The sequence below is a fragment of the Apolloniradiicaulis salifontis genome (assembly GCF_053756655.1).
In genome coordinates this window covers 1,786,451-1,800,014 of record NZ_CM132387.1, presented here as the reverse complement: position 1 = coordinate 1,800,014, position 13,564 = coordinate 1,786,451, and the positions used below count along the sequence as shown (strand labels likewise).

Sequence of the window (13,564 nt, the reverse complement as noted above, 5' to 3'; positions counted from 1 at the left end):
GAAAACGTTGCCGATGTTCTATGCCTGTTCCAGGTTAAGGTCAAGTAAAGGCCCGCGCTGCGGCGTCAAAACCCCATGAGCCCCCGTGTCGCCGCCGTCACATCGTCCTGCCTCATAAGGCTTTCGCCCACCAGAAGCGCGCGTGCGCCGGCGGCCTGCAGCCGCGTGGCGTCGGCGCGCTGGAAAATGCCGGACTCGGCGACCAGAAACCGGTCAGGACCGGCCATGGGACGCAGCGATTCGAAGGTTGAGAGCGAGGTTTCGAACGTGCGCAGATTGCGGTTGTTCACCCCGATCAGGGGCGAGGGCAGGGAGAGCGCGCGGGTCATCTCGGCGGCGTCATGGATCTCGACCAGAGCGTCCATGCCCCATTTGAACGCCTCCTCGATGAGGCTGGCGGCGACCGCGTCATCCACGGCGGCGAGAATCACCAGAATGCAGTCGGCGCCCAGCGCGCGCGATTCGGCGACCTGCCAGGGCTCGTAGAGGAAATCCTTGCGCAGGACGGGAAGGGCGACGGCTTCGCGCGCCGCCACCAGAAATTCATCCGCGCCCTGAAAGCTCGGCGTGTCGGTGAGCACCGAAAGGCATGCCGCGCCGCCGTCTTCATAGGCTTTCGCCAGCGCGGGCGGATCGAAGTCTGCGCGAATCAGGCCCTTGGACGGGCTTGCCTTCTTGACCTCGGCGATGAGGGCGAGGCCGTCTGAAGCCGAATGGGCTTTCAGAGCGTCCAGAAATCCGCGCGGCGCCGGCGCGGCGGCGGCGGCGTCTGCCACCGCCTCATAGGGGCGGGCCGCCTTGCGCTGCGCTATGTCGGCGCGCTTATAGGCTTCGATCTTGGCGAGCACGTCGGCCATCAGGCCTCTCCGGATTTGTCGGCGTGGCTGGCGGCCACCAGGGCGTGAAGCGCGGCCGCGGCGTGGCCGTCATCAATGGCGGTGGCGGCCCGGCGCGCGCCGTCGGTGAAGTCTTCTGCAAGACCGGCGAGTTTCAGCGCCGCGCCGGCGTTGAACAGCACGATGTCGCGATAGGGCCCGGTGACGCCCGCCAGAAGGCCGCGAATCGCCGCCGCGTTCTCCTCCGGCTCGCCGCCCTGAAGATCCTCCAGCGCGGCGGTTTCCAGACCCGCATCGCCAGGATTTAGCTCATAGGTCTCGATGGAGCCGTCGGGTTTAAGCTCCGCCACATGGGTGGCGCCGGTGGTGGTGATTTCATCAAGCCCGTCAGAGCCGTGCACGATCATAGCGGCTTCCGCGCCCAGCTCACGCAGCGCCTCGGCCATGGGCGTCAGCCAGCGCCGGTCGAACACGCCCAGAAGCTGACGCCGGGCGCCGGCGGGATTGGAGAGCGGACCCAGCAGATTGAAGATCGTGCGCACGCCCAGTGTCCGCCGCGCCGGGCCCACATGGCGCACCGCGCCGTGATGGGCCTGGGCGAACAGGAAGGCGACGCGCGCCTCGGCCAGCGCCTGCTCGATCTGGGCGGGGCTGGCGAACAGGTTGACGCCGAGGCTTTCCAGCACTTCAGCCGAGCCTGATTTCGAACTCGCCGCCTTGTTGCCGTGCTTGGCCACCACCGCGCCGGCGCCGGCGGCCACCAGGGCCGCGGCGGTGGAGATATTCCAGGTGCCGCGCGCGTCGCCGCCGGTGCCGCACGTGTCGATGGCGCCGTCAGGGGCGGTGATCTTCGTCATGCGCGCGCGCATGGACTGGGCGCCCACGCGCAGCGCTTGCGGACTCTCACCCAGCGCCGACAGGGCCAGCAGGAAGCCGCCGATCTCCACCGGGTCGGCTTCACCCTCCATGAGCGCGTCGAAGGCGTCGCGCAGGGCCGCCTCGTCGGGCTCGCGCCCGGATCCGAGCGCGGCGATCGCTCCCGTCATGCCCCCCGTCATGCCCCCCGTCATGCCTGCCATCAGGCCGGCTCCGCGCGGGCGGGTTTCAGACCGGCGAGCGTCATGAAATTGGCCAGCAGAGCGTGGCCATGGTGCGAGGCGATGCTCTCGGGGTGAAACTGCACGCCGTGGATCGGCCGGGTCTTGTGCGCCAGCCCCATGATCTCGCCGTCGGCGGTCCGGGCCGTCACGTCAAGCTCGGTCCCGCCGGGCAGATCCACCGCCAGCGAGTGATACCGCGTGGCGGTGAAGGGCGAGGGAAGGCCTTCGAACACGCCTGTTCCGTCATGGGTCACCGGGCTGGTCTTGCCGTGCATGATCTGTTTGGCCTGCACCACCTCGCCGCCGAACACCTGGCCGATGGCCTGATGCCCCAGGCAGACGCCGAAGATCGGCAGGGTGGACGGCGCGGTGCGGATCAGCTCCAGGCAGATGCCCGCGCGGTCGGGATCGCACGGGCCGGGGCTCAGCACCACGCCGGCGGGGTTCAGCTCCAGCGCCTCCTGGGCTGACAGGGCGTCATTGCGCACCACATGGGTCCTGGCGCCCAGCTCCTGGAAGTAATGCACCAGGTTGAAGGTGAAGCTGTCGTAATTGTCGACGATGAGAAGCATGACGGGCCCGCCGCGTTTTTGATCGCTCGGACCTTAGATAAGCCGATCCGCGCCGCCAACCGCGACTCACTGTAACAAGTGCCTTATGGCGCGGTTTTCCTTTCCCTTTGTCCAGCTCGCAGCCGGGATTGGCGCCGTGGCGATGGTGCTGACCGGCCAATGGCTCGGCGCGCAGGAGACGGCGGCGGGTCCCGCATCACCGTCAATCGAGCCCCCCGCCTTTGAGCCCCCCGCCTTTGCGCCTCAGGCCATTACAGAGTCTCGCGCCGTTCCGCCGCGCCCGCAGGAACGGCGCCTGTACGAACCGCGTGTTCAACGCCAGGCGGACACCGCCCCGCGCGATGCGTTTGAGGCGTCGGCTCCTGCGCCGCCGGCATTTGGGCGTCAGCGGCTCGCCGTCATCATCGACGATATCGGCCATGACATGGAGGCGGCGCGCGCGCTCCTGGCGCTGGACGCGCCGGTGACGCTGTCCGTCCTGCCCTATGCCGAATTTGCGCCGCAGACGACCGCGCTGGCCCGAGGGGCGGGGCGGGAGGTGTTTCTGCATCTGCCCATGGAGCCGGTGGGGCTCGACGATCCCGGCCCCGGCGCCGTCACCACGGCTTTGAGCCCCGCCGAGATCGCCCGCCGGGTCGAGACGGCTCTGGCCCGCACGCCGGGCGTCGCCGGTCTCAACAATCACATGGGCAGCCGGGCGAGCGCCCATGCGCCGACCATGGCGGCGGTGTTCGCCGCGCTGGAGGGGCGGGGTCTGATCTTCGTGGATTCCCTTACTCACCCCGGGTCCGTCGCCGCCGAGGCGGCGCGGGCCGCCGGCCTCACCGCCTTTGACCGGGACGTGTTCCTGGACGCCCCCGGCGCTGATCCGGCCCTCCAGCTCGACGCGGCGCTCGCGCGCGCGCTCGAAACCGGTCAGGCCATCGCCATCGGTCATCCCTATCCAGGCACGCTGGCCGCGCTGGCGGAGTTAAGGGCGAAAGCGGAGGCGGCGGGTGTGGCGCTGGTTCCGGTCAGCGGGCTGGCGGGCGGGGGCGACGCGCCGAGTTAGCGGCTGTGCGTCCCGGTCGGTCTGCGAAACCTGTCTCATGCGCCACCAAAGACAGGATTATTCAGAATTCGGGGCGGTGAAGCTGGACTCCGCAGGACGCTGTGGACCAAGTTTAGAGCTCTTGGGGTTTTGAGGGGAAGACATGAGCATTTTGATCCGCGCCGCGCTTGCGGCGGGCCTTTCGGCCGTGGCGGCGACCGCTGCGGTCCTCGGGGCCGACTGGGCGGTTGGCGAGGTCTCGGGCGCGGCGCCCGGCCCGGCGTCAAGCGAAGCGGCGCCGCAGCCACCCGCCGAGCCGCCCGCCGAGCTCACGGTGTTTGACCGTTTCATTGGGGCAGACGGAACCGTCAATCGCGCCGCCGCCGCGAACCGCGCCTGCGGGTTCAGCGAGTCGTTGGGAGCGGGCGGGACGCAGTTCCAGCTGGGGGACGGCGAACCCGGCGCTTTCCTTTTGTACACGGCCGATCACGGCGAGCAGCCGGCCCTGCGCTCGTATTCGGCTCAAGCAGACGCGGTTCACGCGGCCGCGTCGCTGGAAGACGGGCTGATGTTGCAAACCGCGCATACCGACCTTGACGGCTTCAACAGCCGGGTCTTCGTGCTCGACGAGACCGGCTATCCCACGTTCAGCGAACCGCTGCTTGAGCGCGCCCGGATGTATGTGTCCTGCGACGATCCGCAGGCGGCGGCGAGCCTTCTGAATGCGGAATTCGCCCGCTCCGGCGCGCAGGTTGATCCGGTGCGCTCCGGCGTGCGCGCGTTCAAGATCGGCGACGGGGTGGACTCCTGGAACAATCCGAAACTGGACGAGGTGGTCGCCGCCTGCACCCCCCAGGCCATGCTGGCCGACATGGCCCCGGACCAGCGCTTCCTGCTGGACGTCGCGTACGATGAAGACGCCCGGTTCGGCGAGGAGATGGTCCACGAGATGTCCGGCGAAAGCCGCGCGGGCTCCAGCGAATCCATGGTCTATCTCACCACCGCCACGGTGAACGACGAAGCACGGGGCGCCCAGATCGAGCTGCTGCGCGCTCCGCTCAGCTGGCATGACCTGCTGGCCGACGGGGACAGGCTCTCGGTGGTGTTCCGCTGGGAGGCGATTGAACGCGTTTATTTCTCCGTGTGGGAGGATGGCTCGCGGTCCCACAGTGAAAGCGCCGGCGGCGTCCGCAGTGTCGACGTGCCGTGCGCGGATGCGGAGACGGCGGTCTCTCTGCTCGAGGCGCTGCGCGACGAGGGCTACGCCGAATACCAGTACGAACGATAGTGCCTGACCGGGCCGGTTCAGCTCAGGCCGAGCCGGCCCGCGCCGCCTTTCACCCGTGGCTGTTTCGCCGGGGCGGGCGTTTCAGACAAACCGCCAGGCCTCGGCGGCGGCGCGAAACAGGGCGCGGGCCTTGTTCACGCTTTCCATGCGTTCTGCTTCCGGATCGGAATCCAGCACCACGCCGCCACCGGCCTGCACATACATGCGGCCGTCCTTGATAACGGCGGTTCGCAGCGCGATGCACACATCCATGTCGCCCTGGGCGCCGAAATATCCCACCGCGCCGCCATAGACGCCGCGGCGATGGGGTTCCAGCTCATCGATGATCTCCATGGCGCGCACCTTGGGCGCGCCGGACACCGTGCCGGCGGGAAAGCCGGCGAGCAGGGCGCTCACCGCATCCTCGCCGTCGGCAAGCTCGCCTTCGACGTTGGAGACCAGATGCATGACCTGGCTGTAGCGCTCGATGATCTCTCGCTCGGTGACTTTCACCGTGCCGGCTTTCGCCACCCGGCCCACATCATTGCGCCCCAGATCAAGCAGCATGAGGTGCTCTGAACGCTCCTTGGGATCGGCTTTGAGATCGGCTTCCAGCGCGGCGTCGGCCTCCGGGGTCTGGCCGCGCGGGCGGGTGCCGGCGATGGGGCGGATCGTGACCTTGCCGCCGCGCAGGCGCACCAGAATCTCCGGGCTGGAACCGCAGATGGAAAAGCCCGGAAAATCGAAGAAGAACAGGAAGGGCGAGGGGTTGGAGCGCCGCAGCGAGCGATAAAGCGCGAACGGCGCCGCCGAAAACGGCGCCGAAAAGCGCTGGCTGGGCACCACCTGAAACACGTCGCCGGCGCGAATATAGGTCTTGGCCGTCTCCACATTCGCGCGGTACTGCGCCTCGCTCATATTGGCCTGCGGTTCCGGCGCGGACCAGGGCGCGCCTTCGCGCCTTGCCGGGCCGGCCGCGTCCAGGCGGGCGAAGACCTGCTCGACGCTGCGCCGGGCCGCGTCGATGAGAAGCTCAGGGTCGATGCCCGGCGTCGGGCGCACCGGCGCGGCCACCGTGATCTCCTGGCGTAGCGCGTCGAAGATCACCATGGCGCGCGGCCGGATCAGCAGACCTTCCGGCGTGCCCAGGGGATCGGGGCCGGCGTTCTCCGGAAGGCGCTCGCTCAGACGCACCGTGTCATAGCCCAGATACCCGAACAGCCCCGCCGCCAGCGGCGCAAGCCCGGCGGGCATGTCCAGCGCGCTTTCGTCCAGCAGGGCGCGCAGCGAGGCGAGGGGCGGGGTCTGCTCTGTCTCGAACGCGCCCGGCGCCATGCCCGGGGCGCTGGCGCGCGCCACTTGCGCCACACCGCCGCGATTGCGCCAGATCAGATCCGGATCAAGCCCGATGGCCGAATAGCGCCCGCGATAGGCCCCGCCTTCCACGCTCTCCAGAAGGAAGGTGTTGGACTGGCCCGCGGCGAGCTTGAGATAGGCTGAAACCGGCGTCTCCAGATCATCCACGCGGCGCGCGGTGATCAGCACGGGCTCACCGCGCGCCGCAGCGGCGCGCGCGGTGTCCAGGTCGGGAGCAAAATCGCGCATGGGCCTATCGCTGGACGGGGTCGGCCCGGCCCAGGGCCTGGTCGATGAGCAGCTGATCGCGCCGGATGTCATAGCTCGCCAGCACGGCGCTCTCCAGGGCTGCGGCGAGATCGTCGCTCAGCTCAGAGGTGAGCGCGGCCCGGCGTTCGGGCGCCACCGGATCGCCGGACGGGGAGAGAATATCGCTGACGACGGCGATGGCGCGCGTGCGCTGATCGCCGGCGCGCGCCTGGAAGGGTTGACCTTCAGCGGCGTTGAACGCAGCGGAGACAAGCTGCTGATTGAACGGACCCGCGGTTTCGCCGCGCCCCAGCGTGGCGATCTCCACCTCGGCGCCGCCGCCGATCGACTGGGCGATGGCTTCAAGGCTTTCACCACTCTCGGCGCGCGCCATGGCGTCTTCAACGATGGCGGTGAGCGCGTCATCCACCTGGCGGGCGCGCCAGAAGGCGCTCGCCTGCTCGCGCACCTCGTCCACCGTGGGCAGGCGCGATTCCTCGATCGCGTCGACGCGGGCGACGAAATAGCCGTTCTCGCCATAGCCGGTCACATCGCTGGGAAAGCCCACCGGCAGGCTGAAGACGCTCTCGAGAATGTCCGGCGCCTGGGACAGCGTCGCCGCGGTCTGGCCTTCAACGCTCTGGCCGCGCCGGGTGATCAGGTCGAACCGCTCGGCGGGCAGCGAGGCCGCGCGGGCGGCTTCCTCCAGCGTGGCGCCGCCGGCGCGTGCTTCTTCAAACGCGCCCAGCGCGTCCAGCATCTCGGCCTCAGACTGGTCGCCGGCGAGGAATTGCTCAAGGTCTGCGCGGATGTCCTCAAGGCTCGGCACGACCGGATCATCGGCCGCCGTGATGCGAACGACCTGCCAGCCACCGCGGCTTTCCACCGCCGTCACATCGCCTTCGTTTTGAGCGAAAACAGCGCTGGCGATAACGGCGTCTGGCACCTGGAAGGCTTCCACATCGGAGAATTCCACAGGCTCGCCAAGCCCGAGATCCGCGCTGACGTCGCCGGCGGACTCCTGGCCGGCGATGCGCGTGGCGGCGGCTTGCGCAGTCGCCTCATCGGGCGCCGGCCACTGGGTGAAGCTGCGCGTTGCAGGCGGGGCGAGCTCCCCGCTCTCCACGCGGAAATCATAGAGCGCCTGCAGGTCGTCCTCGGAAATCTCCACGTCCGCCTGGAACATGTCCGGCGTGACGCGCACCAGGGTGAAGCGGCGCGCTTCGGGCCGGGTGAAGGCCTGCGCGTTCTCGGCGATGAAGCCTGCAAGCATCTCATCGGTGGGATCGGCCACATCGCCGGCCAGGCTCGGCGGCAGAAGCAAAGCGCGCACGCGGCGGCGTTCCTGCTCATAGGCGCGCCTTGCGGTGGCCATGACCGCCGGCGCGCGAACCCCGCCGAGAACCGCGTCGATCAGCTGACCCCGGGCCAGCTCTTCGGCGAGCTGTGCCTCGAACATGCGCGCGCCCATCTGGCCGGGATAGCCGTTCTGGTTCAGCACGCTCAGATACGCCTCGCGGTCAAACGCGTTGGTGAACGGGTTCTGGAACGCCCCGATCGAGCGCAGAGAGGTGAGCAATTGCTCGTCGGACAAGGACAGGCCCAGCTCGCCCGCCTTGGCGTCCAGCGCCGCCTGGGCGGTGAGCACGTCAACGATCCGGTCGCCCAGGCCCAGCTCTTCGGCCTGCTCGCGGGTGAAGCGGTTGTTCTCCCGCTGGATCTGCAAAAGCTGGCGCTCATAGGCGCGTCGCACCTCCTGCACGCCGACGCGTTCCGGGCCCACGATGACCGCGGCGGTCCCGCCGGTGCGGAAGATGTCGGTGACGCCGAACAGCGCGAATGCGGCGATCAGAAGGGCGATGATGAAACCGCCGATCCAGGGCGAGCGGGCGGCGGAGCGGATTGCGGACAGCATGCGAGGGTCTCGTCCCTTGTCTTCGGGCTGAAAAAAGTCGCGCGGACCCTAGCCTCGCCCGTGCGGGGCGGCAAGCTGGGGACGCGGCGCGTTGCCCCCTTTGCCCCCGCCTGATATCGCTTCGCGCCGATCTCTCGCCCGTCATCGCTTCCGCGCCCATCACCGCCCCTTACGCCTGTAACGAGGACCGCCGCCATGCCCCGCACCGTTCTGATAGCAGGAAACTGGAAGATGAACGGTCTGACGGACTCCCTTGGCTGGGCGCAGGCCCTCACCGACGAGCTTGGCGGCGCGCCGGACTTTGACGTGGCCGTGTGCCCGCCGGCGACATTGATCGGGGCTCTGGCCGAGCGTCTGCCCGATTACATCGCGCTGGGCGCGCAGGATTGCTCGCCCCATGCGCCGGGCGCCCATACCGGCGATATCGCGGCGTCCATGCTGAGCGATCTGGGGTGCCGCTATGTCATTGTCGGCCACAGCGAGCGCCGGGCCGATCACCGCGAGGGCGATGATCTGGTCAGGGCCAAGGCGCGCGCCGCGCTGGACGCCGGGCTGACGCCGATCCTGTGCGTCGGCGAGACGCTGGCCGAGCGCGAGACCGGACAGGCCGAGCAGGTGGTGATCGGCCAGCTCGTCGCCAGCCTGCCCGATGGCGTGAACGGCGCCGACATCGTCGTCGCCTACGAGCCGGTCTGGGCGATCGGGACGGGAAAGACCGCCACGCCAGGCGACGCCCAGGCCATGCACGCCCGGATTCGCAAGGCCTGGCCGGGCGAGGGCGCCGACGCGCTGCGTCTTCTTTATGGCGGCTCCGTGAAGCCGGAGAACGCCGCCGAGTTGCTGGCCCAGAGCGATATCGACGGCGCCCTTGTGGGCGGGGCGAGCCTTGACGCGGCCGACTTTGCGGCCGTCGTCCGCGCGGCACGGTAAGGCGATCTTCAGAAATCTCAGCCATCCTTCAACGCTGAATAGTCGCGGCGTGACCTGCACATAAGCAGGCCCGGGGATGGTGATGAGCGAGACCGAATATCGGCGAGCCAACGTCGTGCTTTACGATCCGGTGAACGTGAATCTGCGCACCACCCGCTACGCGCTGCAGCAGATCGGCTTTCGCGAGATCGAATCCGTTTCCACCGTGCGCGAACTCATGCGGCGGGTGCAGCAGGACGCGCCCCATCTTCTGGTGGTGGAGACCGGCGACACCGAAGCCGAGATTTTCCGCATGGTGCGCGCGATCCGGGCCGGCGAGCTCTCCAACAACCCGTTCGCCGCGATTCTCGTCACCAGCTGGAAGCGCGACACCGCCGTGGTGCGCCAGGCGATCGGGTGCGGCGCGGACGATGTGATCATCCGTCCCTTCTCCACCAGTTTCGCCGAGGAGCGCATCCGCGTTCTGGTGCGCGCGCGCAAACCCTTCATCGCCACCAGCGACTATATCGGGCCGGACCGGCGCAAGGACCCGACCCGCGGGGGCGGGGCGCCGCCCATCGAAGCGCCGAACATGCTCAAGGCCGTGGTCGAGGACGATGGGGAGGCGCTGTCCCGGGCGCGCGCCTGGATCGACGAGGCCCGGCGCACGGTGGATTCAGAGCGCCTGCGCCGGCTGTGCCTGCGGGTGATCATCGGCGCCGAGGCGGCCCTGCGCGAGCTTCACGCCGGGCGTATGCCCGCCATGGACCTGGGCGAGTTCGTGCGCGGCGCCGCGGAAGTCCGCGCGCGCCTGACCCGCGCGCGCTCCAAGGAAGCCATGCGGGTGTCCCGGGCGTTGTGTGAAGTCGCCGCTGAGCTGACCGAGCCGGGCGGATTCACCGCGTCCAATCTTTCTCTCGCCAAGGAACTGGCCATGGCCGCCTATGTCGCCTACGCCGGCGATGACGGGCTGGAGCGGTCCGGCGCCGAAATCGAGAAGGCCGCCGCGGCCCTGCAAAAGCGCATGGCCCAGGTGGCTGTAGGCGAGACGCAGCCTGACGGTGGCGCTTCGCGCGCTGGTGGGCTAAAACGCGCGGCCAGCTAGCGCTCCGGCCGTTCGGGGCGCCTGTCCATACATGATAGAGCGCCCGTCATGACCGCCGTCCTTTTGATCATCCAGTTTCTCGTCGCCGTCGCCCTGACGGTCATCATCCTCATGCAGCGCTCCGAAGGCGGAGCGCTCGGGATGGGCGGGGGCGGCGCCGGCGGCATGATGACCGGGCGCAGCGCAGCCAACATCCTGACGCGCACCACCATGCTTCTGGGCGCTGTGTTCATCGGCAACTCGATCCTGCTGGCGGTTCTGTCGGGCGTGGACACCACCAACCGGTCGGTGGTCGACCGGGCTGGCGAAACCGAGCGGAGCGATCTGCCGTTCGGCAATTTTGACGAAATCCCCTCCGACGACTCACCCGCCGCGCCGGGTGCGCAGCCGGAGCCGCAAGAGGGTGCTGATCCGTCGCAGGGCGAGGGCGAACCGCCCGCCGATCTTCCCAATCGCTAAGCGTTAAAAGCCCGGTTCCGCCGGGCTTTTTTCTGTCTCCAGCTGCGCAACGCTGAAAGAGGGCGGGGATAAGCGACACCGCGCGCTTTTGCCCGGGGCGATTCTACGCTAAGCCGTCCGCCCATGCCGCGATATATCTTCATCACCGGCGGCGTGGTCTCCTCCCTTGGAAAAGGCCTCGCTTCCGCCGCCCTCGGCGCGCTTTTGCAAGCGCGCGGATACAAGGTGCGTCTGCGAAAGCTGGACCCCTATCTCAACGTGGATCCGGGCACGATGTCGCCCTATCAGCACGGTGAGGTCTACGTCACCGACGACGGCGCCGAGACCGATCTGGATCTGGGCCATTATGAGCGCTTCACCGGCGTCTCCGCGGCCCAGAGCGACAACATCACCACCGGACGCATCTATTCGGAGATCATCGAGCGCGAACGCCGCGGCGATTATCTCGGCGCCACGGTGCAGGTGATTCCCCACGTCACCGACGCCATCAAGGCCTTCGTCCTGTCCGACGCCGGCGATGTGGATTTCGTGCTGTGCGAAATCGGCGGCACGGTGGGCGATATCGAGGGCCTGCCCTTCTTCGAAGCGATCCGCCAGCTGGGCCAGGAGCTGGGCCGCGAGCGCGCCGTCTTCATCCACGTCACGCTTTTGCCCTTCATCAAGGCGGCCGGCGAGATGAAGACCAAGCCGACCCAGCACTCGGTCAAGGAGCTGCGCTCCATCGGCATCCAGCCGGACATCTTGCTGTGCCGCGCCGAGATTCCCATTGATGCGGGCGACAAGCGCAAGATCGCGCTGTTCTGCAACGTGCCCGAGCGCGCCGTCATCGAAGGCCGCGACGCCAGCTCGCTCTATGACGTGCCGCTGGAATATCACGCCCAGGGCTTCGACACGGTTGTGCTGGAGCGCTTCGGCCTGGACGACGCGCCCATGCCCGACCTTTCGGTCTGGCAGGGCATCTCGCACTGCGTGCACAATCCCGACGGCGAGGTGACCGTGGCGATCGTGGGCAAGTACACCGTGCTGGCCGACGCCTATAAATCGCTGCTGGAGGCCCTCAACCATGGCGGCATCGCCAACGGGGTGAGGGTGAAGGTGCGCTGGCTGGACGCGAGCCAGTTTGAAAAGACGGACAATTTCTCCGCCCTTGAAGACGTGCATGCGATTCTGGTGCCCGGCGGCTTCGGCGAGCGGGGCGCGGAAGGCAAGATCGCTGCGGCGCGCTTCGCGCGCGAGCGCAAGATTCCCTATTTCGGGATCTGCTTTGGCATGCAGATGGCCGTCATCGAGGCGGCGCGCCATCTCGCCGGCATCGAGGGCGCCAATTCCACCGAATTCGGCGCCGCGAAAGTCCCCCTGGTGGGTCTGCTCACCGAGTGGGTGAAGGACAATGAGGTGATCGAGCGCTATGAGGGCGGCAATCTGGGCGGCACCATGCGCCTGGGCGCCTATACCGCCCGCCTGAAAGCGGGATCGCGCGTGGCCGAGGTCTATGGCGCCGGCGAGATCGAGGAGCGTCACCGCCACCGCTACGAGGTCAATATCGACTTCCGCGACACGCTGGAAAAGGCGGGGCTCACCTTCTCGGGCATGTCGCCGGACGGGGTGCTGCCGGAGATCGTGGAATACGCCGACCACCCCTGGTTCATCGGCGTCCAGTTCCACCCAGAATACAAATCGCGCCCCTTCGACCCCCACCCGCTCTTCGCCAGCTTCGTGGCCGCGGCGCTGACGCAAAGCCGGTTGGTGTAGAAGAGCGGGCTTTCGTATTGCTTTAGCGGCGCGAAACAGGTATCACCCGCCGCTCAGCCGCGCCGGGTCACCGGCCGCGCCAGTTATTCGCGTCTCATTTTGTAGGAGAGACCCATGGCGGTCCCCAAGCGCAAGACCACCCCGTCCAAGCGCAATATGCGCCGGGCGCACGATTCGATCCGCACCACGGCTTATGTCGAGGACAAGGACACCGGCGAGCTGCGCCGTCCGCACCATATCGATCTGAAGACCGGCATGTATCGCGGCAAGCAGATCCTCACCGTCGAAGAAGACTAGCGTCTTCGCGTCCCGGACGGTTTGAAAAGCCCTGCGCTCAGAGCGCGGGGCTTTTCCTGTTGGGGCGCTCACCTGACTTTCAAGCGCATGACCCAAGCCGGTTCCCGGTCCGATCCCCGGCTTGAAGCCGGGGGCGGAACCGGGATCTACAGCGCTTTAAGGGTCTGGCGCTGTGCCGGCGGCCCGGCTGGCTTCGCGTTTCTAGTCCATCCGCCGCAGATCCCGGTCTTCCCCCCGGCTTTGCGCCGGGGATGAAACCGGGAACCGGCGATGTCGGTTCGGGCTGCATCCAGCTTCAACGGCTCTTTCAGACCGCCCCCCNTTTCGTCATCCCCGCGAAAGCGGGGACCCAGTGCGGCCTCGCCGGTGCTTTATCCGCCGCTGTCATCCCGGCCGGAGCGCGTCAGCGCGCAGAGCCGGGACCTCACACATTGCAGATGAAGCTTCCGGGTTTCAACGGCTTGAGGTCCCGGCTCTGCGCCCGCGGGGCGGGCTTGGCCGGGATGACAGCGTAGAACTTATCCGCCCCNACTCTCGCCTCCCCCATAATCACCCCCGTCATCTCGCAGGCGAGGCCGCTCCGGAGCGTCCTGTTCGGGCGGGAATGACGGGGTGTCCCGAGTGAGTTCCGGCTAACGCACCGGTCCGCAAAGCGGCGGGTTACGGGTAGACGGGGAGGTTCCGTTGAGTCCCGCTGACCGAAAAATCACCTCAGCG

General features: G+C 68.1%; 12 protein-coding genes. 7 read left to right on the top strand and 5 right to left on the bottom strand.

The window, feature by feature from the left end; all coding sequences use genetic code 11:
• Positions 1 to 65: 65 nt before the first annotated feature.
• The 3 genes from trpC to ACWCOP_RS08705 are packed head-to-tail and all read right to left on the bottom strand — an operon-like array spanning position 66 to position 2,508.
• On the bottom strand, positions 66 to 857 hold the full coding sequence (gene trpC / locus ACWCOP_RS08715) for an indole-3-glycerol phosphate synthase TrpC (RefSeq protein ID WP_478247897.1): 792 nt from the start codon (positions 855 to 857) through the stop codon (positions 66 to 68).
• Positions 857 to 1,882, bottom strand: a complete 1,026-nt coding sequence (trpD, locus tag ACWCOP_RS08710) for an anthranilate phosphoribosyltransferase (RefSeq protein WP_478247896.1) — start codon at positions 1,880 to 1,882, stop codon at positions 857 to 859. Before trpD ends, trpC begins: the two co-directional genes overlap by 1 nt.
• 32 nt (positions 1,883 to 1,914) lie before the next feature.
• Positions 1,915 to 2,508 carry an anthranilate synthase component II gene (locus ACWCOP_RS08705; protein ID WP_478247895.1) on the bottom strand — a complete coding sequence of 198 codons (594 nt, stop codon included), beginning with the start codon at positions 2,506 to 2,508 and terminating at the stop codon, positions 1,915 to 1,917.
• 85 nt (positions 2,509 to 2,593) lie between these two features.
• Between ACWCOP_RS08705 and ACWCOP_RS08700 the strand changes: the two genes are divergently transcribed.
• Positions 2,594 to 3,559, top strand: a complete 966-nt coding sequence (locus ACWCOP_RS08700; protein ID WP_478247894.1) for a divergent polysaccharide deacetylase family protein — start codon at positions 2,594 to 2,596, stop codon at positions 3,557 to 3,559.
• 142 nt (positions 3,560 to 3,701) lie between these two features.
• Positions 3,702 to 4,826: a hypothetical protein gene (locus ACWCOP_RS08695; RefSeq protein WP_478247893.1), complete on the top strand. Its 1,125-nt coding sequence runs from the start codon at positions 3,702 to 3,704 to the stop codon at positions 4,824 to 4,826.
• Between the two features lie 81 nt (positions 4,827 to 4,907).
• On the opposite strand, the gene trpE is transcribed toward ACWCOP_RS08695, so the two are convergent.
• Together trpE and ACWCOP_RS08685 are read right to left on the bottom strand one after the other, a co-directional pair.
• Positions 4,908 to 6,410, bottom strand: coding sequence for an anthranilate synthase component I (trpE, locus tag ACWCOP_RS08690; RefSeq protein WP_478247892.1), 1,503 nt, complete (start codon positions 6,408 to 6,410; stop codon positions 4,908 to 4,910).
• A 4-nt stretch (positions 6,411 to 6,414) separates the two neighbouring features.
• A complete protein-coding gene (locus ACWCOP_RS08685) occupies positions 6,415 to 8,325 on the bottom strand; it encodes a peptidylprolyl isomerase (protein WP_478247891.1) in 1,911 nt (636 codons plus the stop codon).
• A 195-nt stretch (positions 8,326 to 8,520) separates the two neighbouring features.
• Here ACWCOP_RS08685 and tpiA point away from each other — a divergent pair, with 195 nt between their 5' ends.
• The 5 genes from tpiA to rpmF all read left to right on the top strand — a co-directional run bounded on the left by tpiA (position 8,521) and on the right by rpmF (position 12,847).
• Positions 8,521 to 9,255 carry a triose-phosphate isomerase gene (tpiA, locus tag ACWCOP_RS08680; protein ID WP_478247890.1) on the top strand — a complete coding sequence of 245 codons (735 nt, stop codon included), beginning with the start codon at positions 8,521 to 8,523 and terminating at the stop codon, positions 9,253 to 9,255.
• An 82-nt stretch (positions 9,256 to 9,337) separates the two neighbouring features.
• Positions 9,338 to 10,339: a response regulator gene (locus tag ACWCOP_RS08675; protein WP_478247889.1), complete on the top strand. Its 1,002-nt coding sequence runs from the start codon at positions 9,338 to 9,340 to the stop codon at positions 10,337 to 10,339.
• Between the two features lie 48 nt (positions 10,340 to 10,387).
• On the top strand, positions 10,388 to 10,798 hold the full coding sequence (gene secG, locus ACWCOP_RS08670) for a preprotein translocase subunit SecG (RefSeq protein ID WP_478247888.1): 411 nt from the start codon (positions 10,388 to 10,390) through the stop codon (positions 10,796 to 10,798).
• Positions 10,799 to 10,921: 123 nt separating this feature from the next.
• Positions 10,922 to 12,550: a CTP synthase gene (locus tag ACWCOP_RS08665; protein ID WP_478247887.1), complete on the top strand. Its 1,629-nt coding sequence runs from the start codon at positions 10,922 to 10,924 to the stop codon at positions 12,548 to 12,550.
• Between the two features lie 114 nt (positions 12,551 to 12,664).
• Positions 12,665 to 12,847 (top strand): 50S ribosomal protein L32, encoded by a 183-nt coding sequence (gene rpmF, locus ACWCOP_RS08660; protein WP_478247886.1) that lies wholly within the window; start codon positions 12,665 to 12,667, stop codon positions 12,845 to 12,847.
• Positions 12,848 to 13,564 lie beyond the last annotated feature (717 nt).